Origin of the sequence: Synechococcus sp. CCY 9618, assembly GCF_019038415.1 — a bacterium.
Lineage (GTDB): Bacteria > Cyanobacteriota > Cyanobacteriia > PCC-6307 > Cyanobiaceae > Cyanobium.
Map to the genome: position 1 here is coordinate 190,460 of NZ_JAFKRG010000009.1, position 18,853 is coordinate 209,312.

22 protein-coding genes are annotated in these 18,853 nt (G+C 69.8%); 7 read left to right on the top strand and 15 right to left on the bottom strand.

Annotated elements, in window-relative coordinates; all coding sequences use genetic code 11:
- The first annotated feature begins 38 nt into the window (after positions 1 to 38).
- On the top strand, positions 39 to 785 hold the full coding sequence (gene urtD / locus KUG41_RS02395; RefSeq protein WP_216900682.1) for an urea ABC transporter ATP-binding protein UrtD: 747 nt from the start codon (positions 39 to 41) through the stop codon (positions 783 to 785).
- 31 nt (positions 786 to 816) lie between these two features.
- Positions 817 to 1,542 carry an urea ABC transporter ATP-binding subunit UrtE gene (urtE, locus tag KUG41_RS02400; protein ID WP_216900684.1) on the top strand — a complete coding sequence of 242 codons (726 nt, stop codon included), beginning with the start codon at positions 817 to 819 and terminating at the stop codon, positions 1,540 to 1,542.
- Between the two features lie 11 nt (positions 1,543 to 1,553).
- Here urtE and KUG41_RS02405 read toward each other — a convergent pair whose 3' ends face one another.
- The 6 genes from KUG41_RS02405 to queC all read right to left on the bottom strand — a co-directional run bounded on the left by KUG41_RS02405 (position 1,554) and on the right by queC (position 6,707).
- Positions 1,554 to 1,826, bottom strand: coding sequence for an FmdB family zinc ribbon protein (locus KUG41_RS02405; protein WP_216900686.1), 273 nt, complete (start codon positions 1,824 to 1,826; stop codon positions 1,554 to 1,556).
- Positions 1,827 to 1,912: 86 nt separating this feature from the next.
- On the bottom strand, positions 1,913 to 3,118 hold the full coding sequence (gene fmdA / locus KUG41_RS02410) for a formamidase (protein ID WP_216900884.1): 1,206 nt from the start codon (positions 3,116 to 3,118) through the stop codon (positions 1,913 to 1,915).
- A gap of 142 nt (positions 3,119 to 3,260) precedes the next feature.
- Positions 3,261 to 3,791 (bottom strand): hypothetical protein, encoded by a 531-nt coding sequence (locus tag KUG41_RS02415; RefSeq protein ID WP_216900688.1) that lies wholly within the window; start codon positions 3,789 to 3,791, stop codon positions 3,261 to 3,263.
- A 17-nt stretch (positions 3,792 to 3,808) separates the two neighbouring features.
- Positions 3,809 to 4,663, bottom strand: a complete 855-nt coding sequence (locus KUG41_RS02420) for an aminotransferase class IV (protein ID WP_216900690.1) — start codon at positions 4,661 to 4,663, stop codon at positions 3,809 to 3,811.
- Complete coding sequence (locus tag KUG41_RS02425; protein ID WP_254216745.1) at positions 4,660 to 5,976, bottom strand: anthranilate synthase component I family protein; 1,317 nt, start codon at positions 5,974 to 5,976, stop codon at positions 4,660 to 4,662. Before KUG41_RS02425 ends, KUG41_RS02420 begins: the two co-directional genes overlap by 4 nt.
- Positions 5,973 to 6,707 carry a 7-cyano-7-deazaguanine synthase QueC gene (gene queC, locus KUG41_RS02430; RefSeq protein WP_254216746.1) on the bottom strand — a complete coding sequence of 245 codons (735 nt, stop codon included), beginning with the start codon at positions 6,705 to 6,707 and terminating at the stop codon, positions 5,973 to 5,975. The genes KUG41_RS02425 and queC overlap by 4 nt, the downstream gene beginning before the upstream one ends.
- Before the next feature lie 119 nt (positions 6,708 to 6,826).
- Between queC and KUG41_RS02435 the strand changes: the two genes are divergently transcribed.
- Positions 6,827 to 7,354: an ecotin family protein gene (locus tag KUG41_RS02435; protein WP_216900692.1), complete on the top strand. Its 528-nt coding sequence runs from the start codon at positions 6,827 to 6,829 to the stop codon at positions 7,352 to 7,354.
- 25 nt (positions 7,355 to 7,379) lie between these two features.
- Here KUG41_RS02435 and KUG41_RS02440 read toward each other — a convergent pair whose 3' ends face one another.
- From KUG41_RS02440 to gcvT, 5 genes are all read right to left on the bottom strand, one after another.
- Entirely contained in the window at positions 7,380 to 8,024 is a 645-nt protein-coding gene (locus tag KUG41_RS02440; RefSeq protein WP_216900694.1) for a 7-carboxy-7-deazaguanine synthase QueE, read from the bottom strand.
- Positions 7,999 to 9,678 (bottom strand): CTP synthase, encoded by a 1,680-nt coding sequence (locus tag KUG41_RS02445; RefSeq protein WP_216900697.1) that lies wholly within the window; start codon positions 9,676 to 9,678, stop codon positions 7,999 to 8,001. The genes KUG41_RS02440 and KUG41_RS02445 overlap by 26 nt, the downstream gene beginning before the upstream one ends.
- A 157-nt stretch (positions 9,679 to 9,835) precedes the next feature.
- Entirely contained in the window at positions 9,836 to 10,330 is a 495-nt protein-coding gene (locus KUG41_RS02450; RefSeq protein ID WP_216900698.1) for a Dps family protein, read from the bottom strand.
- Between the two features lie 97 nt (positions 10,331 to 10,427).
- The gene (gene aspS, locus KUG41_RS02455) at positions 10,428 to 12,248 is read right to left on the bottom strand and encodes an aspartate--tRNA ligase (protein ID WP_216900700.1); all 1,821 of its coding nucleotides are present in this window, start codon (positions 12,246 to 12,248) and stop codon (positions 10,428 to 10,430) included.
- Between the two features lie 49 nt (positions 12,249 to 12,297).
- Positions 12,298 to 13,425 (bottom strand): glycine cleavage system aminomethyltransferase GcvT, encoded by a 1,128-nt coding sequence (gcvT, locus tag KUG41_RS02460; RefSeq protein ID WP_216900702.1) that lies wholly within the window; start codon positions 13,423 to 13,425, stop codon positions 12,298 to 12,300.
- Positions 13,426 to 13,608: 183 nt separating this feature from the next.
- On the opposite strand from gcvT, the gene KUG41_RS02465 reads away from it, so the two are divergent.
- Both KUG41_RS02465 and KUG41_RS02470 read left to right on the top strand, forming a co-directional pair.
- Positions 13,609 to 13,848 carry a hypothetical protein gene (locus tag KUG41_RS02465; protein ID WP_216900705.1) on the top strand — a complete coding sequence of 80 codons (240 nt, stop codon included), beginning with the start codon at positions 13,609 to 13,611 and terminating at the stop codon, positions 13,846 to 13,848.
- Positions 13,849 to 13,993: 145 nt separating this feature from the next.
- On the top strand, positions 13,994 to 14,392 hold the full coding sequence (locus tag KUG41_RS02470; RefSeq protein WP_254216747.1) for a cyclic nucleotide-binding domain-containing protein: 399 nt from the start codon (positions 13,994 to 13,996) through the stop codon (positions 14,390 to 14,392).
- Here the strand turns inward: KUG41_RS02470 and speB are convergent.
- Positions 14,386 to 15,255, bottom strand: coding sequence for an agmatinase (gene speB, locus KUG41_RS02475; RefSeq protein WP_216900707.1), 870 nt, complete (start codon positions 15,253 to 15,255; stop codon positions 14,386 to 14,388). The two genes, KUG41_RS02470 and speB, sit on opposite strands and share 7 nt — an antisense overlap.
- Positions 15,252 to 16,139: a polyamine aminopropyltransferase gene (gene speE, locus KUG41_RS02480; RefSeq protein WP_371734003.1), complete on the bottom strand. Its 888-nt coding sequence runs from the start codon at positions 16,137 to 16,139 to the stop codon at positions 15,252 to 15,254. The genes speB and speE overlap by 4 nt, the downstream gene beginning before the upstream one ends.
- A gap of 66 nt (positions 16,140 to 16,205) precedes the next feature.
- Between speE and KUG41_RS02485 the strand changes: the two genes are divergently transcribed.
- Positions 16,206 to 16,943, top strand: a complete 738-nt coding sequence (locus tag KUG41_RS02485) for a carbonic anhydrase (RefSeq protein ID WP_216900711.1) — start codon at positions 16,206 to 16,208, stop codon at positions 16,941 to 16,943.
- Positions 16,940 to 17,377 (top strand): alternative ribosome rescue aminoacyl-tRNA hydrolase ArfB, encoded by a 438-nt coding sequence (gene arfB, locus KUG41_RS02490; RefSeq protein WP_216900713.1) that lies wholly within the window; start codon positions 16,940 to 16,942, stop codon positions 17,375 to 17,377. Before KUG41_RS02485 ends, arfB begins: the two co-directional genes overlap by 4 nt.
- A 32-nt stretch (positions 17,378 to 17,409) precedes the next feature.
- Here arfB and mazG read toward each other — a convergent pair whose 3' ends face one another.
- Positions 17,410 to 18,303, bottom strand: a complete 894-nt coding sequence (gene mazG, locus KUG41_RS02495) for a nucleoside triphosphate pyrophosphohydrolase (RefSeq protein ID WP_216900715.1) — start codon at positions 18,301 to 18,303, stop codon at positions 17,410 to 17,412.
- A complete protein-coding gene (locus tag KUG41_RS02500; protein WP_216900717.1) occupies positions 18,303 to 18,812 on the bottom strand; it encodes a metal-binding protein in 510 nt (169 codons plus the stop codon). The genes mazG and KUG41_RS02500 overlap by 1 nt, the downstream gene beginning before the upstream one ends.
- Between the last annotated feature and the right edge of the window lie 41 nt (positions 18,813 to 18,853).

Genomic DNA, 18,853 nt, shown 5'->3' on the forward strand with positions numbered 1-18,853 from the left:
TGTGACTGCCTTCTCGATTCCGCACCTTTCCGATGTCCATGTCCGAACCACTACTCGAACTCAATGACGTCAGCGTGAGTTTCGATGGCTTTTATGCCCTTACCGATCTCAGCCTGAAGCTCTACAAAGGTGAGCTCAAGTCGATCATCGGTCCCAACGGCGCCGGCAAGACCACGTTCCTCGACGTCATCACCGGTAAGGTCAGGCCCACCAAAGGCACGGTGACCTTCAAGGGTCATTCCCTGCTCGGGGTATCGGAGCAGCGCATCTCGCGTCAGGGGATCGGCCGCAAATTTCAGACCCCTCGGGTCTTCGACAACCTCACGGTGCTGCGCAATCTCGAACTGGCCGCCTCCCCCCTCAAGAACGCCTTCAGCCTGCTGGGTTCCTCTTTGCCCCAGTCAGCGAAGGACGAGGTCCATCGCATCATGAACTATGTGGGCCTCACCCCCTTCGCCACGGTGAAGGCCGGATCCCTTTCCCACGGCCAGAAACAGTGGCTGGCCATCGCCTCCCTGGTGGCTCAGGCTCCGGAAGTCCTGCTCCTGGATGAGCCTGTTGCCGGGCTTACCGATGAGGAAACCCTTCGCACGGCTGAGCTGATCAAGTCCCTTGCGGGCGATCACACCGTGGTGGTGATCGAGCACGACATGGAATTCATCCGCGACCTCGGTTTCGATGTCACCGTGCTGCATCAGGGACAGGTGCTCACGGAGGGCCCCCTGGACAAGGTCAAAGCTGATCCCCGGGTCATCGAGGTTTACCTGGGTCCGCCTGAACAGTAATCGCGCCATCCGACCAATAACCATCGCCCCCATGTCGACCACCACCGAAACACCCCTGCTCCAGGTCAACGACCTGAATGTCTATTACGGAGAGAGCCACATTCTCCGCAATGTGGACCTGACCATCCACGAAGGCAAGATGGTCTGTCTGATCGGCCGCAACGGCGTCGGCAAGACCACCTTTCTCAAGACCATCATTGGCCTGCTTCAGCAGCGTTCCGGCACCATCGAGTACGGCGATAGCCAACTCTCCACCCAGCCCCCCTACCGCAGGGCCAGGGCCGGCATCGGCTATGTCTCCCAGGGCCGGGACATCATTCCCCAGGTCACGGTCAAGGAGAATCTGTTGCTTGGCATGGAGGCCCTTCCAGGAGGGCTTGAGAAGAACCGTCATATCGATCCCCTGATCTTCGATCTTTTCCCGATTCTTGAGCAGTTTCTCAAGCGCAAGGGTGGAGATCTCAGCGGCGGTCAGCAACAGCAACTCGCCATCGCCCGGGCCCTGCTGGGCAAACCGAAACTGTTGCTGCTCGACGAACCCACCGAAGGGATTCAGCCCTCGATCATCCTCGACATCGAGCATGCCGTGCAGCGGATCATGAAGGAGACCGGGATCAGCGTGCTGCTGGTGGAGCAGCATCTCCACTTCGTACGCCAGTCCGACTTCTATTACGCCATGCAGCGGGGGGGTATCGTTTCGAGCGGCCAGACGGATCAGCTCTCCGATGATGTGATCCAGGAATTCCTGACCGTCTAGCCGTTCGCGACTCAGCAGCCTCGATTGAGCATCCAGGGGCGGGTGCCGCTTTCCTTCAGTCGGGGCTTTCCGGTGGGCGGAGCAGACTCCTTGCGCACCAGGCGGGGTTCCGATTGCTCCTGCTTCAACCGCAGGGGCCCCGTGAGGGACATCACCGGCGTGAAGATGCGGGTGCCTTCGGCGGCACATTCGGGACAGTTGGTGTCGCTCTGGCGCTCATCGATGCGGCGCCACACTTCATAGTTTTCGCAGCCGTTGCTGCAGCTGAATTCGTAGACAGGCATCGCTGGAAGAGTGGAGATCTGGTCTGTATGGATCGACAAAAGAAATGGGGGCCTGATGCTCAGACCCCCGATTCAACCGCTGCAGATCAGCAGGGGAGGATGTCCTTGTCGAAGATCGACGTGGGAATGGCGAGGGTGCAGCAGGCGTTGGGAATGTCGACGATGCCGCTGATCCTTCCTTCCACCGGGGCGCAGCTCAGCAGCAGGTAGGCCTGCTCACCGGTGTAGCCGAACTTCTTCAGGTACTCGATGGCATTCAGGCAGGCCCTGCGATAGGCGATGTGCACATCCATGTAGTACTGCTTGCCCTCAAACTCGTCCACCGAGATACCTTCGAACACCAGATAATCGGTGTAGTGGGGCTCGACCGGACTGGTCTTGAACATCGGGTTGACCATTCCGTACTTGGCCATGCCGCCCTTGATGATCTCAACGTGGAGATCGAGATAGCCGGACATCTCGATGGCACCGCAGAAGGAGATCTCCCCATCTCCCTGGGAGAAGTGGATGTCGCCCATCGAGAGCTTGGCGCCCTCGACGTAGACGGGGAAATAGATCCGGGTGCCCTTGGTGAGGTTCTTGATGTCGCAGTTGCCGCCATGCTCCCGCGGCGGCACCGTGCGGGCGGCCTCGTTGGCGACGCGTTCGAACTCGCTGGAGGGGAGGGTGCCAAGGATGGCGCTGTTGGGATTGGGCAGGGCCGCCAGCACCGGTTCGCTGCCGGAAAGACCCGCTCCGTAGGTGCGGCGGTCGGGGGCTGTGTTCACGAGTTCCGTCTCCCGACGGTTCCATTCGTTCAGCAGCTCCTGGGAGGGAGCGCAGCCGATCAGGCCGGGGTGGGTGATGCCGGCGAATCGCACGCCCGGGATGTGGCGGGAGGAGGTGTAGACACCTTCGAGATCCCAGATGGCTTTGGCGGCCTTGGGGTAGTGGTCGGTGAGGAAGCCGCCGCCATTCTCCTTGGCGAAGATACCCGTGAAGCCCCACTCATCACCCTGAAGGGCACCGACCTCGAGAATATCGACCACCAGAATGTCACCGGGCATGGCGCCATTGACCCAGATCGGACCACTGAGAACGTGGACGACTTCCAGGTTGACATCTTCAATGTCTTTGGGGTCGTCGTTGTTTTTGATCTGACCGTCCGTCCAGTCCTTGCATTCGATCCGGAACACGTCACCAGGATTCACGGAGGCGACGGCAGGGATATCGGGATGCCAGCGGTTGTGACCGGGCATGTCCTGCTGATCCATCGGCTTGGTGAGATCGACGGAGAAGAGTGTTTTTGGCATCGAGGAACCGAAGCGCATTTTCTCATCCATCCAAAAGGATGGACTGCGGCTCTAAAGTGTCGATTGTTACCAGACCTGGGTGCCATTTCCCCCGCGCCACTGAAGTGGCGACAGCGCACGGATCAGGGGGCAGCTGACCGCTTCATGTTGCTGGTCTCGGCGCTATTCCGGTGTCGTCAAAGTCGCCTTTACGGCAGAGATTATCCTTCAGGCGTGCAGTCCAGCCATCCGAATCGAGCTTGCCGATCTTTTCAGTTCTGCCGTCAAAATGGAACAGGCGCTGCCAGCGATCTTCAGCTGAAAACTTGCTCTCGGCATTGGGATTGTTGATGGGATTGCCGTAAAGATTGTCGTAAGTCGGCCAGCCGGGCTCTCCCCTGATGCTGCAGATGGCGCTCATTTCATGGAGCTGAACGTTCGCCGGATCATTGGCGGTGCTGACTTTCACGACACCCTTGTACTGCCCGTTGGCAGCGCCGGTCTGGAACGCTCTGACGAGCTCCACCCGACTGCCGCCCGCTTCCACCAGCAGATCGCCCGCCTTGGCGTTCTGGATGGCGGTCTCCCGGGGGCCGGTGCTGCAGCCCACCAGGCCCATGGCCAGGCCCGCGGCCAGGGCGAGAAGGTGCTTCCGGGACCCCCGGTCCCCCACGGCGTCGGACAAGGTGACCATTGGTGGCTGGAGCCAACCTATGACGACGGGAGCAGCCTCTTCCAGAGGTCGTCCGCACCCATCGCCAGCGGCAGATCGGCGGCGTCGCAGCTTCGGATCGGGCGGAGCCCGAGGCTGTTGATCAGCAGCGCCCCCTCGCTGGCGAGCAGGTCGTCAACCCCCAGGGGCGCTTCTCTCCACAGGCCCAGGGCCAGGCCCCGGCCCCGCATCACCCCGGGCAGGCAGCCGCTGGCCAGGGGCGGCGTGCGCCAGAACTCCTTCCCCCGCACCAGGAGATTGGCGCTGCTGCCGCCGCTCAGGTCGCCGCCGGTCCCGAGCAGCAGGGCGTCCTGGGCGCCGGCGTCCCTGGCCTCCCGCAGGGCCTGGATGGCCCCGGCATAGGCGAAGGTCTTGCAGCGGCTCACCAGACTGGCGGCGTTGCGGCGTTCCAGCCGGCTGACGATCACTGCCACGGGCGTGGTCAGGCGCTGCCAGGGGCTCAGCTGCAGCCAGAATCGGGGCTGACCCTGGGGTTCCCCTGGGGCCGGCAGGGCCAGGCCCCGCTGCCGGCCGCCGTCTCCCCGGCTCCAGTTGAGCCGCAGGGCGGCGGTACCGGTGAGGCCGCTGCGGGCCACGGCCTCTGCCAGCAGCGCCATCACCCGGTCGGCTCCGGGGGGCGGCGCCATCCCCAGCAGGGCGGCCGAGGCCCGCCAGCGCTCCAGGTGCTCCGTCAGCAGCCGGGGGCGCCCCCGCTCCACGAGCACCGTCTCGAACAGGCCGTCGGCCAGCAGCAGGCCGCGGTCGCTCAGGGGCAGGCTGAGCCGGTCGGGTTCGCCCCAGGCACCACCGGGTTCCGGCGCGTCGATCCAGGCGATCGGTCGGTCAGCGCTCATGCCAGTGCCTCCAGCAGGGGTTCGATCTTCCAGCCCATCTCCCGCGCCTCGCCCTCCGGGTCGGAGTCGGCCACGATGCCGCCGCCCGCATGCAGCCGCAGCCGCCGGCCCCGCTGCAGCACGGTGCGGATCAGGATGCTGCTGTCGAAGCCGCCGTCGGCGCCCAGGTGAAACAGGGAGCCGCAGTAGGGACCCCGCGGCACCGGCTCCAGCTGGTTGAGGCGTCGGCAGGCGCGCACCTTGGGGGCCCCGGTGATCGACCCTCCCGGCCAGCAGGCCCGCAGCAGGTCCACCAGGCCGTGGCCTTCGGCCAGCCGGCCCATCACCACCGAGGTGAGGTGGTGCACATGGGCGTAGCTCTCCAGGCCCAGCAGCTGGGGCACATGCACCGACCCGGGCACGCACACCCGGCCCAGGTCGTTGCGCAGCAGATCGACGATCATCACGTTCTCGGCCCGGTCCTTGGGGTCGCAGATCAGGTCGGCGGCGCTGGCGGCATCGGCCTCGGGGTCGTGGTGGCGCGGCCGGGTGCCCTTGATGGGCCTGGTTTCCACCCGCCCGTCGGGGTGCAGGCGCAGAAAGCGCTCGGGGGAGGCGGAGATCACCGCTTCGGCCCCGGCCACCGCCAGGCCGGCGAAGGGGGCAGGGCCGCGGCGCACCAGGCGCCGGTAGAGGGCCAGGGGATCGGCCCGCCGCTCCCGCACGCTCTCGCAGCAGGCGGTGAGGTTGGCCTGGAACAGGTCCCCGGCGGCGATCCACTCCCGCAGGGTCCGCACCTGCTCTGCGTAGCGCTCGGGGGAGGTGTGCCAGTGCCAGTCGCTGCGCGGGATGGCCCCTCCGGTGTCCGGCCGGGTCTCCAGCTCCACGACCGCGGCGTGGGTTGCAGGGTCCTGGAGCAGCCGGGTCATGGCCGTCAGCCGGGCGGGATCGCGGCCCTCCAGCCAGAGCCGTTGCTCGCCCCGATCGAAGTGGATCAGAGGGTCGTGGCAGGCGGCCCAGAGGGTCGCCATGTCGGCGTCCTGCCAGTGGTCGGCCGGCTCCACCCAGGCGCCCGCCTCGTAGCCCAGCCAGCCGAGCCAGGGGCCTCCCCGCTGCTGCAGGGCCGCCAGGGCGGCGAAGGGGTCGGCCGCGCCGGCGCTGCCCGGCAGGCCCCGGCAGCACACCGTGGCCAGTGGATTCACCCCCAGCACGCCGTGGCGGCCGAGGGGGCTGCCGTCGCCGTCGAGCAGCACCAGCCCGTCCTGACCGAAGCGGTCGGCCAGGACCATGGCCAGGGCCCGGGGCTCCAGCCAGCCAAGCGGGTCGCTCTTCAAGGGGCCCCGGGGGTGCAGCCGTCGGCGCTTGCGGCGCCACTGGCCAGGTCGGATCGCCCCGCCGCCACCAGGGCGGCATCCCGGATGCGGCAGCTGTCGCAGCGGCCGCAGGGGTGCTCCCCGCCGCCGTAGCAGCTCCAGGTGGCCGCGATCGGCACCCCCAGCCGCAGGGCCTCCCTGACGATGGCGGTCTTGTCCCAGTGCACCAGCGGCGCCCAGAGGCGGGCCCCATGGCCCTCCCTCCCGGCCTTGCTGGCCAGGTCGGCCAGGGTCTGGAAGGCGGCCAGATAGTCGGGACGGCAGTCGGGGTAGCCGGAGTAATCCACCGCGTTCACCCCCAGCACCAGGGTGCCGGCGCCCCGGGCTTCGGCCAGGCTGAGCCCCAGGGCGATGAACACGGTGTTGCGCCCTGGCACGTACGTGCTGGGGATCTCCCCGTCGTTCACTCCCTCATCGGGCACGGGGATGGTGGGATCGGTGAGGGCCGAGCCCCCCCAGGCCGCCAGGTTCACACTGATGGTGTGGTGCTCCTCCAGACCCAGGGATCCGGCCAGGGCGCCCGCGGCGGCGAGTTCGCGCCGGTGGCGCTGGCCGTAGTCGAAGGAGAGGCCGATCACCCGGTGGCCCGCCTCGATCGCCAGGGCCGCGGCGGTGGCGGAATCCAGTCCGCCGGAGAGCAGGGCGATCGCAAGGGGACGGGCGATGGGAGGCCGGGTGGGAAAGACGCCCATTCTGGAGACGCCCGGTGCCTGTCCCGTTGCTGCCCGCCGTCGTGATCGGCTCCTGTGCTCCGAGGGGCTTCAGGAGTGCCATCCTGGGGCCACCGTCCCCGATCTGCCGGAGGAGCCCCATGGCCCATGCCCTGCGCCCCGCCGCAGCCGCCGTCGCCGTGCCGCTCCTGCTGGGGATGGGGCTGGCTCCGGCGCTGGCCATCCCCCGGCTGGATCTGAAGCCCTATCCCCTGCCGGCCGCCGGCCAGACCCGCTGGGTCATCCAGCTGCCCGGGGTGCTGCCGCCCACCGCCGATCCCCGCCTGTCTTCCAGCCCCAGCGACTGGCGGGTGCAGCTGATCGCCGGCCGGGAGGTGGAGGCCGACTGCAACCAGATGGCCTTCCGCGGCCGCTTCCGGGCCAGCTGGGTGGAGGCCCTGGGCGTCAGTGTCTACCGGGTGAGCGATGTGGGACCGATGGTGTCGACCCGCATGGCCTGCCCCCCCGGCGAGGCGAAGCGGAAGCTGTTCGTGCCGATGGGCAGCAAGCCCTACGTGGTTCCCTACGACGCCAGCCGTCCGATCGTGGTCTACACCCCGCAGGACCTGCAGCTGCGCTGGCGGCTGTGGAAGGCGGAGAAGGTGCAGCAGCCGGCCCTGCCCCTCTGACCTGTCACCGGCCAGAGGCCGGGGCTCAGCGCACCCCCAGCCACTTGTGGCTCTGCAGGCTGAGGCGCCAGGCTGGGTGGCTGCGCACATAGGCCACGGTGAGTTCCCGGGCGGCTGGTTGGTCCCAGGCGGGCTGGAGCAGCAGCTGGGGGCCCGCTCGGCCCGGCGCCCGCCGTCCGGCGGCGGCGGCCATGGCTTCGGCGAAGGCCAGGTCTTCCGGTCCAGTCACCACCACCTTGAGTTCGTCGCAGCAGGCCAGCAGCTCCGTCGCAGGAAGGCGATGGGGCTTGGGGGAGAGGGTGATCCAGTCGAAACCACCGCTGAGGCGCCCCACGCCGCTGGTCTCCAGGTGCAGGGGCAGGCCCACGGCCCCCAGGGCTGCGCAGAGGGCGTCAAGGGGTTGCTGCAGGGGCTCGCCCCCGGTGATCACCACGAAAGCGGCGCCGGCGGCCGCAGCGGCCCGGGCCTCGGCGGCCAGATCGGCCAGGGGGCGGCGGGGATGGGCCGCTTCCGGCCAGGAGTGCTTGGTGTCGCACCAGGGGCAGCCCACGTCGCAGCCCGCCAGGCGGAGGAAGAAGGCGCTGCGGCCGGCATGGATGCCCTCTCCCTGCAGGGAGTGGAAGGTTTCGACGACCGCCGGATCTTCAGCCGTAGCTGCGGTTGGCGACATGCTCGAGGGCTTCGGTCGGCGAGCGGGGCAGCCGCTGCTGGGCGGCCTCGATCAGGCCGCGGAACAGGGGATGGGGCTTGCCGGGCCGGGAGAGGAATTCCGGGTGGTACTGGCAGGCGGTGAAGAAGGGGTGGTCGCGAAGCTCGATCAGTTCCACCAGGCGGCCGTCGGGGGACGTGCCGCTGATCTCGTAGCCCGATTCCAGGAACAGGGAGCGGTAGGCGTTGTTGAACTCGTAGCGGTGCCGGTGGCGCTCGTAGACGACCTCCTGGCCGTAGAGCCGCTGGGCCATGGTGCCCGCCGTGAGCCGGCAGGGGTAGACGCCGAGCCGCATGGTGCCGCCCAGATCCACCACGTCCTGCTGCTCCGGCAGCAGGTGGATCACCGGATGGGGCGTGGCGCCGTCCAGCTCGGCGCTGGTGGCCCCCTCCAGGCCCGCCTGGTTGCGGGCCCACTCGATCACGGCGCACTGCATGCCCAGGCAGAGCCCCAGGAAGGGTACCCGCTGCTCCCGGGCCCAGCGGATCGCCGCCACCTTGCCGTCGACGCCGCGGTTGCCGAAGCCGCCGGGCACCACCACCGCATCCATGCCCCGCAGCAGGACGTCAGCACCGCGACTCTCGATCTGCTCGGCGCAGACCCAGTGCAGATCGAGGGACGCATCCCGCTCCAGGCAGGCATGGCGCAGGGCTTCCACCACCGAGAGGTAAGCGTCGTTGAGCTGCACGTACTTGCCCACCAGGGCCACCTTCACGGCAGGCCCCGGGTGGCGCAGCTTGTTGACCAGTTCCGCCCAGCCTTCCATGTCGCTGTCGTGGTCCACCAGGGAGAGCACGTCGAGCACCTGGCGGCACAGGCCTTCGGTCTCCATCGCCAGGGGCACCGCGTAAATGCTGTCGGCATCGAGGGCCTGGATGACGGCACCGGCCGGCACGCCGCAGAAGCCACCGATCTTGGCCTTGAGGTCGGTGCTGATGGGCCGGTCGCTGCGGCAGACGAGCACATCGGGCTGGATGCCGATCGAGCGCAGCTCCTTGACCGAGTGCTGGGTGGGCTTGGTCTTGAGTTCGCCGGAGGTGCCGATGTAGGGCAGCAGGGTGACGTGCACATAGGCCAGGTCCTGGCGGCCCACGTCGCCCCGGAATTCACGGATGGCCTCCAGGAACGGCAGCGATTCGATGTCGCCGACGGTGCCGCCGATCTCGGTGATCACCACATCGGCGCCGCTGTTGGCGGCCACCCGGTGGATCCGCTCGCGGATCTCGCCGGTGATGTGGGGAATCACCTGGACGGTGCCCCCGTTGTAGTCGCCGCGGCGCTCCTTGTTGATCACCGACTGGTAGATGGAGCCGGTGGTCACGCTGTTGAGGCGCGACATCGCCGTGTCGGTGAAGCGTTCGTAGTGGCCCAGGTCGAGATCGGTCTCGGCGCCGTCCTCGGTGACGAACACCTCCCCATGCTGGTAAGGGCTCATCGTGCCCGGATCCACGTTGAGGTACGGATCGAGCTTCAGGATCGAGACGCTGTACCCGCGTGACTTGAGCAGCCGCCCCAGGCTGGCGGCCACGATGCCCTTGCCGATGCTGGAGACCACCCCGCCGGTGACGAAGACGAACTTCGCGGCATGGCCCCGCGGGGCGGACGGTGCGGACATCGGGCGCTGCGCTGATCACCCAATCTACCGACCCTTTCCAGACCCCCAGGCCGCCCCTCTGCTCTCTCACGCTCCAGGGGGGCGTCTGCGGCGCCACCGGAGCCTGCCGTTGCTCGCGCCAGCGAGCGTGGGCCGGCGCAGGCGGCACCGCTGACGCTCACCCCTCCAGGAGGCTCCGGAGCATCCAGGCCGTCTTCTCGTGGATCTGGAGCCGCTGGGTGAGCAGATCGGCGGTGGGCTGGTCGTTGGCCTCGTCCGCCGTGGTGAACACGTCGCGGATCGTGCGGGCCACCGTCTCGTGGCCGACCACCAGCTCCCGCACCATGTCCATGGCGGCGGGAACCCCCTTCGACTCGGGAACGGAGGACAGGCCGGAGTAGGTGGAGCCGCCGTAGGGGGCGGGCAAGCCCAGGGCCCGGATCCGCTCGGCGATCTCGTCGAGGGCGGTCCAGAGCTCGGTGTACTGCTCCATGAACATCAGGTGCAGGGTGTTGAACATCGGCCCGGTGACGTTCCAGTGGAAGCCGTGGGTCTTGGCATAGAGCACGGTGCTGTCGGCGAGCACCCGTCCGAGGCCCTCTGCGATCTGTTTTCGCTGGGCCTCCGGGATGCCGATGTCGATGGCAGGGGGCGTGGGGGCTTTGCTGGCCATGAAGTTAATGCGGACTAACTCCGTTTTAACCCGCCGAGGGCCTGGGCCGCTTCGCCGGCGCCATCCCTGTGCCATGACATGCCGAGCGGCTTGTGGCTCAGTTCTCCTCGCTCCAGGTGCTGGCCACGTGCAGCTCCGCCAGCTGGGCGTCGGTGACGTCGGCGGGGGCCTGGGTGAGCAGACACCTGGCCTGCTGGGTTTTCGGGAAGGCGATGGTGTCGCGGATCGACTCCTCCCCGGCCAGCAGCATCACCAGCCGGTCCATGCCGAAGGCGATGCCGCCGTGGGGCGGGGCGCCCATGTCGAGGGCCTCCATCAGGAAGCCGAACTGGCGCTCGGCCTCCTCCAGGGGCAGGCCGATGGTCTGCAGCACCTGGCGCTGCAGGGCCGAATCGTGGATGCGCAGGGAGCCGCCGCCCAGCTCCAGGCCGTTGAGCACCAGGTCGTAGGCCTGGGCGCGGGCCGTGGGCAGCCGCTCGGCCCAGGCGGCCGGGTCGCTGCCCAGGTCGTCGGGGTTGGGGGCGCAGAAGGGGTGGTGCAGGGCCTCCAGCCGGTTCTCGCCTGCGTTGACCTCGAACATCGGGAAGTCGACCACCCAGAGGAAGTTCCAGCGGTCGTTGTCCCGGTCGGCCGGCACCAGGCCCAGCTCCCGGGCCAGGTACTGGCGCACCCGGTCGAGGGCCTTGTTGACCGTGGCCGTGTCGCCGGCACCGAACAGCAGCAGCGTGCCCTCGGCGGCGCCGGTGCGTTCCAGCAGCTCCGCTCTCTTGTCGGCGTCGAGGTTGTCCTTGATGGCGCCGATGCTGTCGATCTCACCGCCGGCCCGCACCCGGATGAAGGCCAGGCCGCCGGCGCCGGCCGCCTGGGCCTCCCGGAACACATCGCCGCCGGGCTTGATCCGCACGTTGCTGACGGCCTCGTTGCCCCCCGTCACGGCGATGCACTTCACCGACCCGCCGGCCGCCACGGCGCCGGAGAACACCTTGAAGCCCATGTCCCGGACGATGTCCGAGACGTCGGTGAGCTCCATGCCGTAGCGGGTGTCGGGCCGGTCGGTGCCATAGCGGGCCATGGCCTCGTGCCAGGTGAGCCGGGGGAAGGGCCGCGGCAGCTCGATCCCCTTCACCTGCTGCCAGATGGCGGCGATCAGGCCCTCGTTGAGCGCCAGGATCTGCTCCTGGTCCATGAAGCTCATCTCCATGTCCAGCTGGGTGAACTCCGGCTGGCGGTCGGCCCGCAGGTCCTCGTCGCGGAAGCAGCGGGCCAGCTGGTAATAGCGCTCGATGCCGCCCACCATCAGCAGCTGCTTGAACAGCTGGGGCGACTGGGGCAGGGCGAACCACTCGCCTCCGCAGACCCGCGAGGGCACCAGATAGTCGCGGGCGCCCTCGGGGGTGGAGCGGGTGAGCACGGGGGTTTCCACCTCGATGAAGCCCTCGGCTTCCAGGTGGCCCCGGGCGGCTCGCACGGTGGCGTGGCGCAGGCGCAGGTTGCGGGCCATGCGCTCGCGGCGCAGATCGAGGTAGCGGTGGCGCAGGCGCAGCTCCTCGCGGGTGTTCTCCTCGTCGTGAACCGACACCGGAAAGGGCAGGTTGCCGCGCACCTCATTGAGCACCGTGATGCCGGCGGCCAGCACCTCGATCGCCCCGGTGGCCAGCCGCTCGTTGCGGGATTCCTCGGGACGGGCCCGCACCTTTCCCTCCACCTGCAGCACGGTCTCGTTGCGCAGCCGCTCGGCCACGGCGAAGGCGGCGGGGGCCAGATCCGGGTCCACCGTGATCTGCACGGTGCCGCTGCGGTCCCGCAGGTCGATGAAGATCACCCCGCCATGGTCGCGGCGCCGATCGACCCAGCCGCACAGCTGGACGCCCGTACCGATGGCGTCGTTGCGCAGATCGCCGCACCCGTGGCTGCGCATGGAGAAGGACACATCAATGGGCGAGTTTCCCACGTGGAGCGGGCCGCCCTCAGCCGCGCCGGTAGAAGGGCCGCTTCACCACCAGCGCCGGCTCGGCCCTGCCGCGGATCTCGACGGCCAGTTCGGTGCCGGGCTTCGCCGCCGCCGCCGGGACATAGGCCAGCGCCACCGCCTCCCCCAGGGTCGGCGACCAGGTGCCGCTGGTGACCACACCCACCGGCTGTCCGTCCTGCAGCACCGGGTAGCCGTGGCGGGCGATGGCCCGGCCCTGCAGCTTCAGCCCCACCAGCTTCCGGCTCACCCCTGCGGCGGTCTGCCGTTCCAGGGCGGCGCGGCCGATGAAGTCGGCCGGCATCTCCAGGTGCACCAGCCAGCCCAGGCCCGCCTCCAGGGGGGTGGTGGTCGCATCCATCTCGTTGCCGTAGAGGTGCATGGCCGCCTCCAGCCGCAGGGTGTCGCGGGCGCCGAGGCCGCAGGGGGTGACGCCGCCGGCCAGCAGCCGCTCCCACAGGGCCAGGCCCGCCTCACGGCCCAACAGCAGCTCGAAGCCGTCCTCACCGGTGTAGCCGGTGCGGCCCACGAACACCGGCGCCCCGTCGATGGTCAGTTCCCGGTGGCCGAAACGGGGCAGGCCGCCCAGATCGGCGCCGCTGAGGGCCTCGAGCCGGGCGGCGGCTTCCGGCCCCTGCAGGGCCAGCAGCACCCCGTCGCCCTTGCGGTCGCTGATGCGGATCCCCTCGGGGGCCAGCTGGGCGGTGATCCAGGCGGTGTCCGCCTCGGCGCAGGCGGCGTTGATCACCAGCACCAGCTCGTCAGTGCTGTCGTTCTCCGGACCTTCCCCCCCGGCCACCCGGCCCCGGTCGTAGACGATCAGGTCGTCACGAATGCCGCCGGCTTCGTTGAGCAGCACCGTGTAGCAGGCCTCGCCGGGGCCGATGCGGAACAGGTCGGTGGGCACCAGCCGCTGCAGGGCGTCCTTGGCGCCGTCGCCCCGGAGGCTGAGTACCCCCATGTGGGAGATGTCGAAGACGCCGCAGTGCTGGCGCACGGCGTTGTGCTCCTGCACCAGGCCGGAGAACTGGATGGCCATCTCCCAGCCGGCGAAGGGCACCATGCGGGCGCCGGCGGCGACGGCGGCGGCGGCCAGGGGGGTGCGGCGCAGGGGAGAGGAATCCATAGGGAGACTGCCGGCCGGCCAGGGGACACCGGTTGACGGTGGCGCGATCCTATGGAGTGCCGGTGGGCAGGCTGCTGGGCGGCGACCGCGTCAGCAATCCCGAAGAAAGCCTGTGATTCGGGTTCCACCACTGGTGTAGGGGCGAAGAACTGCCTACCTTGAGCAGCCCAATGGGTCGACCGGATGGGCAACCGTCCCCACTGCCGCAGCTGCCGCCACTGCACCCCTCCCGCCGGGGTGGAGATGGGCTGGTGCCAGCTCCGCCAGCTGCCCATCCATCCCGAGCTGGTGGCGGATCTCTGGTGCCATCACTGGACGGCCCGTCCGCCGCGGCTTCCGGTGGTGACCCCCGAGGGGCTGCAACGGCCCGGCCGGCTGCCGGCGGGCAACCAGCAGCTCAGCCTGGCCACCGGCCTCGCCTGAAATCCGAAGAAAAGAGGAAATTCGTTACGGTTGATGCCGATTCGAAGCTCCTCAGTCATTTCCCCGCCCGGCCCCCTCGCACCCCCGGGGGATCGGCTGTAGGAAGGCACCATGTTGTCCACCCTGCACCAGGAGGTGTCCTGAATTGAACAGAACCACCGCATCCCCATCCCCCATCGAGCTGATGGCGGTCCATGTGGATTGTGAAACCTTCACCCTGCCCACCGGTGCCCACGTCTTCTCCCGCGGAGCGGCCGCCGATGCCATCTACGCGGTGCGTCGCGGCATTGTCGAACTGGTGGGTGAGCAGGGCGAAAAAACCTGTTACCGCCCCGGCGAGCTGTTCAGCTACCAGGACATCACCTGGCGGGAACTGAGTCACCGCAGCGATGCCTTCGCGCGCACACCGGTGGAGGTGCTGCGGCTGGATCGGCTGCGCTTCCTGAACCTGCTCCACAACCACCCAACCCTCGCGGTGCAGCTGATCGGCCAGCAGCACGATCGCCTGCGGGAGCAGCGCGCCAGCGGCACCTGCTGCTACTGAGCGGGCCCTCGGCCGAGCAGCAGGAGCAGGCTGCGGGTCACCTTGGCGGCGAGCACGGCGCTGACGCCGCTGGGGTCGAGCTGGGGGGCCAGTTCCACCACATCGGCGGCCACCAGATGGTGGTGGCGCAGCTCCTCCACCAGAACGGCGAAGTCGGGCCAGTGGAAGCCGCCGGGCTCGGGGGTGCCCGTGCCTGGCAGGACGGCCGGATCAAACCAGTCGAGGTCCACGGTGAGGTAGATGGGCCTGCCCCGCAGGGGCCGCAGGGCCTGGGCCATGGCCTCGATCGGCACCAGCCGGCCGCTGGAGCGCAGTTCCCGGAACTCCTCGCGGGTGCCGCTGCGGATGGCGATCTGGCGAAGCGTGCCGCTGGGCAGCACCTCCAGGCAGCGGCGCATGGCACAGGCGTGGCTGTGATGGGCCCCGAGCCAGCTCTGGCGCAGGTCGGCGTGGGCGTCCAGCTGCACCAGGGCCAGATCGGGGTGTTGCTCGGCCACCGCCGCCACCGCTCCGCTGCTGATCGAGTGCTCCCCGCCCAGCATCAGGGGCGCCAGGCCCTGGGCCAGCACGGTCTCGGTGGCCCGGCGCACCGCCGCCACCACCGGCTCGGGGGCACCGAAGGGGATCGCCACGGCGCCCAGGTCGGCGATGGCCAGCTCCTCCAGGTCCAGGTCGAGCTGGGGGTCGTAGCTCTCCAGGCCGTTGCTCACCTCCCGGATCGCCGCCGGTCCGAAGCGGGTGCCGGGACGGAAGGAGGTGGTGCCGTCGTAGGGAACGCCGAACAGGCCCACCGCGCAGCCCCGAGGCTCGCGTCGGGCGCCCATGAAGATCGCGCCTTCGGTGTCGAACAGGTCGCTGTTCATGGCTGGTCCCCATCGGTCGCCGCCAGCGCCCGCTCCACGAAGGCGGGCACCGCCTCGAAGGCGCCCCGCTGCCAGCGGGGCGACCAGATGGCGCAGCCGCCGGCCACCGCCGCGGCCCGTTCGGCCAGGGGCTCCCGGTAGCGGGGGCCGTCGGGGCAGGCGAAGGTCCAGCTCCACCAGCCGCTGGGGTACATGGGCACCCAGCCGTAGAGGGGATCGGCATGGCCGAACACCTCGCGCAGCAGTCGCACGGTGTCGATGTGCACCTGGCGGAAGGCCTCGGGGGATTCGCTCTGGGTGGCGAACACGCCGCCGGGCCGCAGCAGGCGGCGGCAGTGCTGGAAGAAGCTGCGGTTGAACAGGCCCTCGGCCGGTCCGGCCGGGTCGGAGCCGTCCACCAGCACCACGTCGTAGCTGGCATCGGCGGACGAGGCCGCCCAGCCGATGCCGTCGCCCACGGTGAGGTGGAAGCGGGGGTCGCTCCAGGCGCCGCCGCCGAGGGAGGGCAGGTGGCGGCGGGCCAGCTCCACCACCAGCCCATCGATCTCCACCATGTCCAGATGGACGACGCCGGCATGGCGCAGACACTCCCGGGCGGTGCCGCCGTCGCCGCCGCCGATCACCAGCACCCGCTCGATCGAAGCGGCAGCGCAGAGGGCCGGATGGACCAGGGGTTCGTGGTAGTGCCGTTCCTGGCGTTCCGCCGTCATCCAGCAACCGTCGAGCAGCAGACCCTTGCCGTAGGCCGGGCTGTCGATGATCGTGATGCGTTGGTAGGGGCTGATGCGCTCCTCCACCACGGTGGCCGCCAGGCCGTAGCGCACGCCGTCGAGCTCCTCGTCCACCCAGGCGTCGCCGGAGCGGGGGGCGGCAGGTGGCTGCAGAGGACCCATGCGGTTGGCTCGTGGCTTTCCAGCTAAACCTTCAGCAGCACCCCTTGTCACGGAGCCATGGCACCTTCCCGTCGCCAGTTGCTGCGGTTTGCCGCCCTGGGGGCCGGTGGCCTGGTGCTCGAATCCCTGGCTCCCCGCGCAGCGGCGGCGGCCGAGGGCGATCTGGCGGAGCGGCTGTCGGTGTGCCGCCCCAGCGGTGACCCCCTGCAGGAGCTGCTGCGCCGCAACCGGGACTTCTGCCGGGTCTGGCAGGCGGCGGAGCGCAGCGAGGATCCCGTCGACCGGGCCACCCTGCTGCACGACACCTGGCCGCTCCACTGCCAGGTGCGTCCCGATGCCCTGGCCGCCGGCCAGCGGCCCTGGGCCTCGGTGCTCTGCTGCGCCGATTCGCGGGTGGCACCGGAGTGGATCTTCGCCTGCGGCTCCGGCGAACTGTTCGAGGTGCGCAGCGCCGGCAACACGGCCTTCGCCGAGGGCATCGCCTCGCTGGAGTTCGCCGTGGCGGAACTGGCGGTGCCCCTGATCCTGGTGATGGGCCACAGCGGCTGCGGCGCGGTGACCGCCGCCATGGCCACAGAGCCGCTCACGCCCCTGCTCGAAGACCTGGTGGCGCCGATCCGGGCCACACTCCAGCCCGGTGCCGATCTGGCCCAGGCGGTGCGCACCAACGCCGCCGCCGCCGCCGCCGACCTGCCTCGCTGCAGTGGCCTGCTGCGCGATGCGGTGGCGGACGGGCGGCTGCAGATCCAGGCCGCCTACTTCGACATCGGCAGCGGCGAAGTGAGCCTGGTGTGAGCGGTGATCTGCCCCTGGGTGACGGTCTGGTGATCCCGGCGGCCGAGCTGGGCTGGCGCTTCTCGCGGGGCTCGGGGCCCGGCGGCCAGGGGGTCAACACGACCGATTCCCGGGTGGAGCTGGTGTTCGACCTGGCCGCCAGCGCGGCCCTGCCGCCGTCGCTTCGGGAGCGGGCCCTGCGGCGGCTGGCCGCCCGGCTCACCCCCGCCGGCCTGGTGATCGTGGCCGCCGAGCACCGCTCCCAGTGGCAGAACCGTCAGGCGGCCCAGCGGCGGCTGGTGGCCCTGCTGCGGGAGGCCCTGGCGCCGCCGGCGCCGCCCCGGCGCCGCACCCGGCCCACCCGGGGCTCGGTGGAGCGGCGGCTGAAGGCCAAGCGGCAGCGGGGGTCGATCAAGAGCGGCCGCCGCCAGGGGGCCGCTCCGGAGGAGGGCTGAAGACTCCCCACCGGCCCCCGGGAACGGTGGGCTCAGCTGGCGGGACCCGGTTCACCCTGCTCGGCGCGGATCATGGCCTTGGCCGCCTGCCAGTGGCCTTCCAGCTCAGCGATGCCACGGCCGCCCAGATCACCGCCCAGGGCGGCTTCCACGCGGGAGAAACGGTCGAGGAAGCGGCGGTTGGTGCCGGCCAGACCCTCCTCGGGATCGAGGCCGCACCAGCGGGCCACGTTCACCAGGGTGAAGAGCACATCGCCCAGTTCCGCCTGGGCATGGGCCCGATCGCCGCTGGCCACCGCCTGCCGCAGTTCCTCCATCTCCTCCTGCACCTTCGCCCATACCCCCTCCATTGACTCCCACTCGAAGCCTGCGGCGGCGGCTTTGAGGGAGATGGTCATGGCGCCGGCCAGGGCCGGCTGACCGCGCACCTTGCTCGCCAGCTGATCACTCAGGGGGCTGGGGGAGGGTGGTTGGCTGACGCCGGCGGGGTCTGCGGCCGCCTGGGCTTCGGCCCGCTCGGCGGCCTTGATCGCCTCCCAGCTGCGGCGCACGGCCTCGGGGTCGGCGGCCCGCTCCGCCGCCGGATCGAACACATGGGGATGGCGGCGCACCAGCTTGGCGCCGATGGCCCGGGCGACGCCGGCCAGATCAAAGGCGCCTCGCTCGCCGGCGATGCGGGCGTGGAGCACCACCTGCAGCAGCAGATCGCCAAGCTCCTCCTCCAGGTGGGAGGCGTCGTCCCGGCGGATGGCATCGGCCACCTCATGGGCCTCCTCCAGCACGTAGGGAATCAGGGAGGCGTGGGTCTGGGCCAGGTCCCAGGGGCAGCCGGCCTCGGGATCCCGCAGGCGGGCCACGATCGCCACCAGCTCGGCCAGGGCGGCGAGGGTGGAGGGATCGGTGGCGGGGGAAAGGTCGGGATCCATCACCGCAGGCTGTCACGCAGGAGCCTGCGCAGGGGCCGCGGCAACCGGGGGATCGGGTCGCCGTCCTGGAGCAGATGCAGCCAGCTGCTGGCCTCCACGCCGACCAGGGCCGCGAGCAGCAGGGGCCTTCGGGAGTTCCAGAGCCCCCGGCTGTGCTCCAGCAGTTCCCCGGGGCCCGGGGCCCCCAGGGGCTGCAGGGCGGCGGCGATGGCGGTCACCACAGCCGCCAGCCACAGGAGCCGCAGGGCCGTGCCCAGCAGGGGGCAGTGGGAGAGCAGCGACCGGTGGCTGAGCAGCCGCCGGTAGGGCCACCAGAGCAGCCGCAGGGGCCCCCAGCGGCGGGTGGCGTTGGAGCGGGTGTCGAGATCGGGAGACAGCCAGAGGCCACCGAACAGAAAGGCCAGGGCTGCCACGACGGCACCCGTGGGTCCGAGCCCGGGCCACCAGAGCAGCCCGAAGGGCACGGTCAGCAGCCGGGTGGCGCGGTCGTGGTGGCGGCCGCTGGCCATGGCCGGGGGACGGACGCTGAGCGGAAGATACCGGGCCGCTG

Excerpts from the sequence above, each read along its gene's own strand:
- urtD (WP_216900682.1), top strand. The coding sequence starts at position 39 with ATGTCCGAACCACTACTCGAACTCAATGACGTCAGCGTGAGTTTCGAT.
- mazG (WP_216900715.1), bottom strand. The coding sequence starts at position 18,303 with ATGGATCCCGACCTTTCCCCCGCCACCGATCCCTCCACCCTCGCCGCC.
- KUG41_RS02465 (WP_216900705.1), top strand. The coding sequence starts at position 13,609 with ATGGGCAACCGTCCCCACTGCCGCAGCTGCCGCCACTGCACCCCTCCC.
- queC (WP_254216746.1), bottom strand. The coding sequence starts at position 6,707 with ATGGGCGTCTTTCCCACCCGGCCTCCCATCGCCCGTCCCCTTGCGATC.
- KUG41_RS02405 (WP_216900686.1), bottom strand. The coding sequence starts at position 1,826 with ATGCCTGTCTACGAATTCAGCTGCAGCAACGGCTGCGAAAACTATGAA.
- KUG41_RS02500 (WP_216900717.1), bottom strand. The coding sequence starts at position 18,812 with ATGGCCAGCGGCCGCCACCACGACCGCGCCACCCGGCTGCTGACCGTG.
- gcvT (WP_216900702.1), bottom strand. The coding sequence starts at position 13,425 with ATGGATTCCTCTCCCCTGCGCCGCACCCCCCTGGCCGCCGCCGCCGTC.
- urtE (WP_216900684.1), top strand. The coding sequence starts at position 817 with ATGTCGACCACCACCGAAACACCCCTGCTCCAGGTCAACGACCTGAAT.
- fmdA (WP_216900884.1), bottom strand. The coding sequence starts at position 3,118 with ATGCCAAAAACACTCTTCTCCGTCGATCTCACCAAGCCGATGGATCAG.
- KUG41_RS02420 (WP_216900690.1), bottom strand. The coding sequence starts at position 4,663 with ATGAGCGCTGACCGACCGATCGCCTGGATCGACGCGCCGGAACCCGGT.
- aspS (WP_216900700.1), bottom strand. The coding sequence starts at position 12,248 with ATGCGCAGCCACGGGTGCGGCGATCTGCGCAACGACGCCATCGGTACG.
- KUG41_RS02445 (WP_216900697.1), bottom strand. The coding sequence starts at position 9,678 with ATGTCCGCACCGTCCGCCCCGCGGGGCCATGCCGCGAAGTTCGTCTTC.
- KUG41_RS02485 (WP_216900711.1), top strand. The coding sequence starts at position 16,206 with ATGGCACCTTCCCGTCGCCAGTTGCTGCGGTTTGCCGCCCTGGGGGCC.
- KUG41_RS02450 (WP_216900698.1), bottom strand. The coding sequence starts at position 10,330 with ATGGCCAGCAAAGCCCCCACGCCCCCTGCCATCGACATCGGCATCCCG.
- KUG41_RS02435 (WP_216900692.1), top strand. The coding sequence starts at position 6,827 with ATGGCCCATGCCCTGCGCCCCGCCGCAGCCGCCGTCGCCGTGCCGCTC.
- KUG41_RS02415 (WP_216900688.1), bottom strand. The coding sequence starts at position 3,791 with ATGGTCACCTTGTCCGACGCCGTGGGGGACCGGGGGTCCCGGAAGCAC.
- KUG41_RS02440 (WP_216900694.1), bottom strand. The coding sequence starts at position 8,024 with ATGTCGCCAACCGCAGCTACGGCTGAAGATCCGGCGGTCGTCGAAACC.
- speB (WP_216900707.1), bottom strand. The coding sequence starts at position 15,255 with ATGAACAGCGACCTGTTCGACACCGAAGGCGCGATCTTCATGGGCGCC.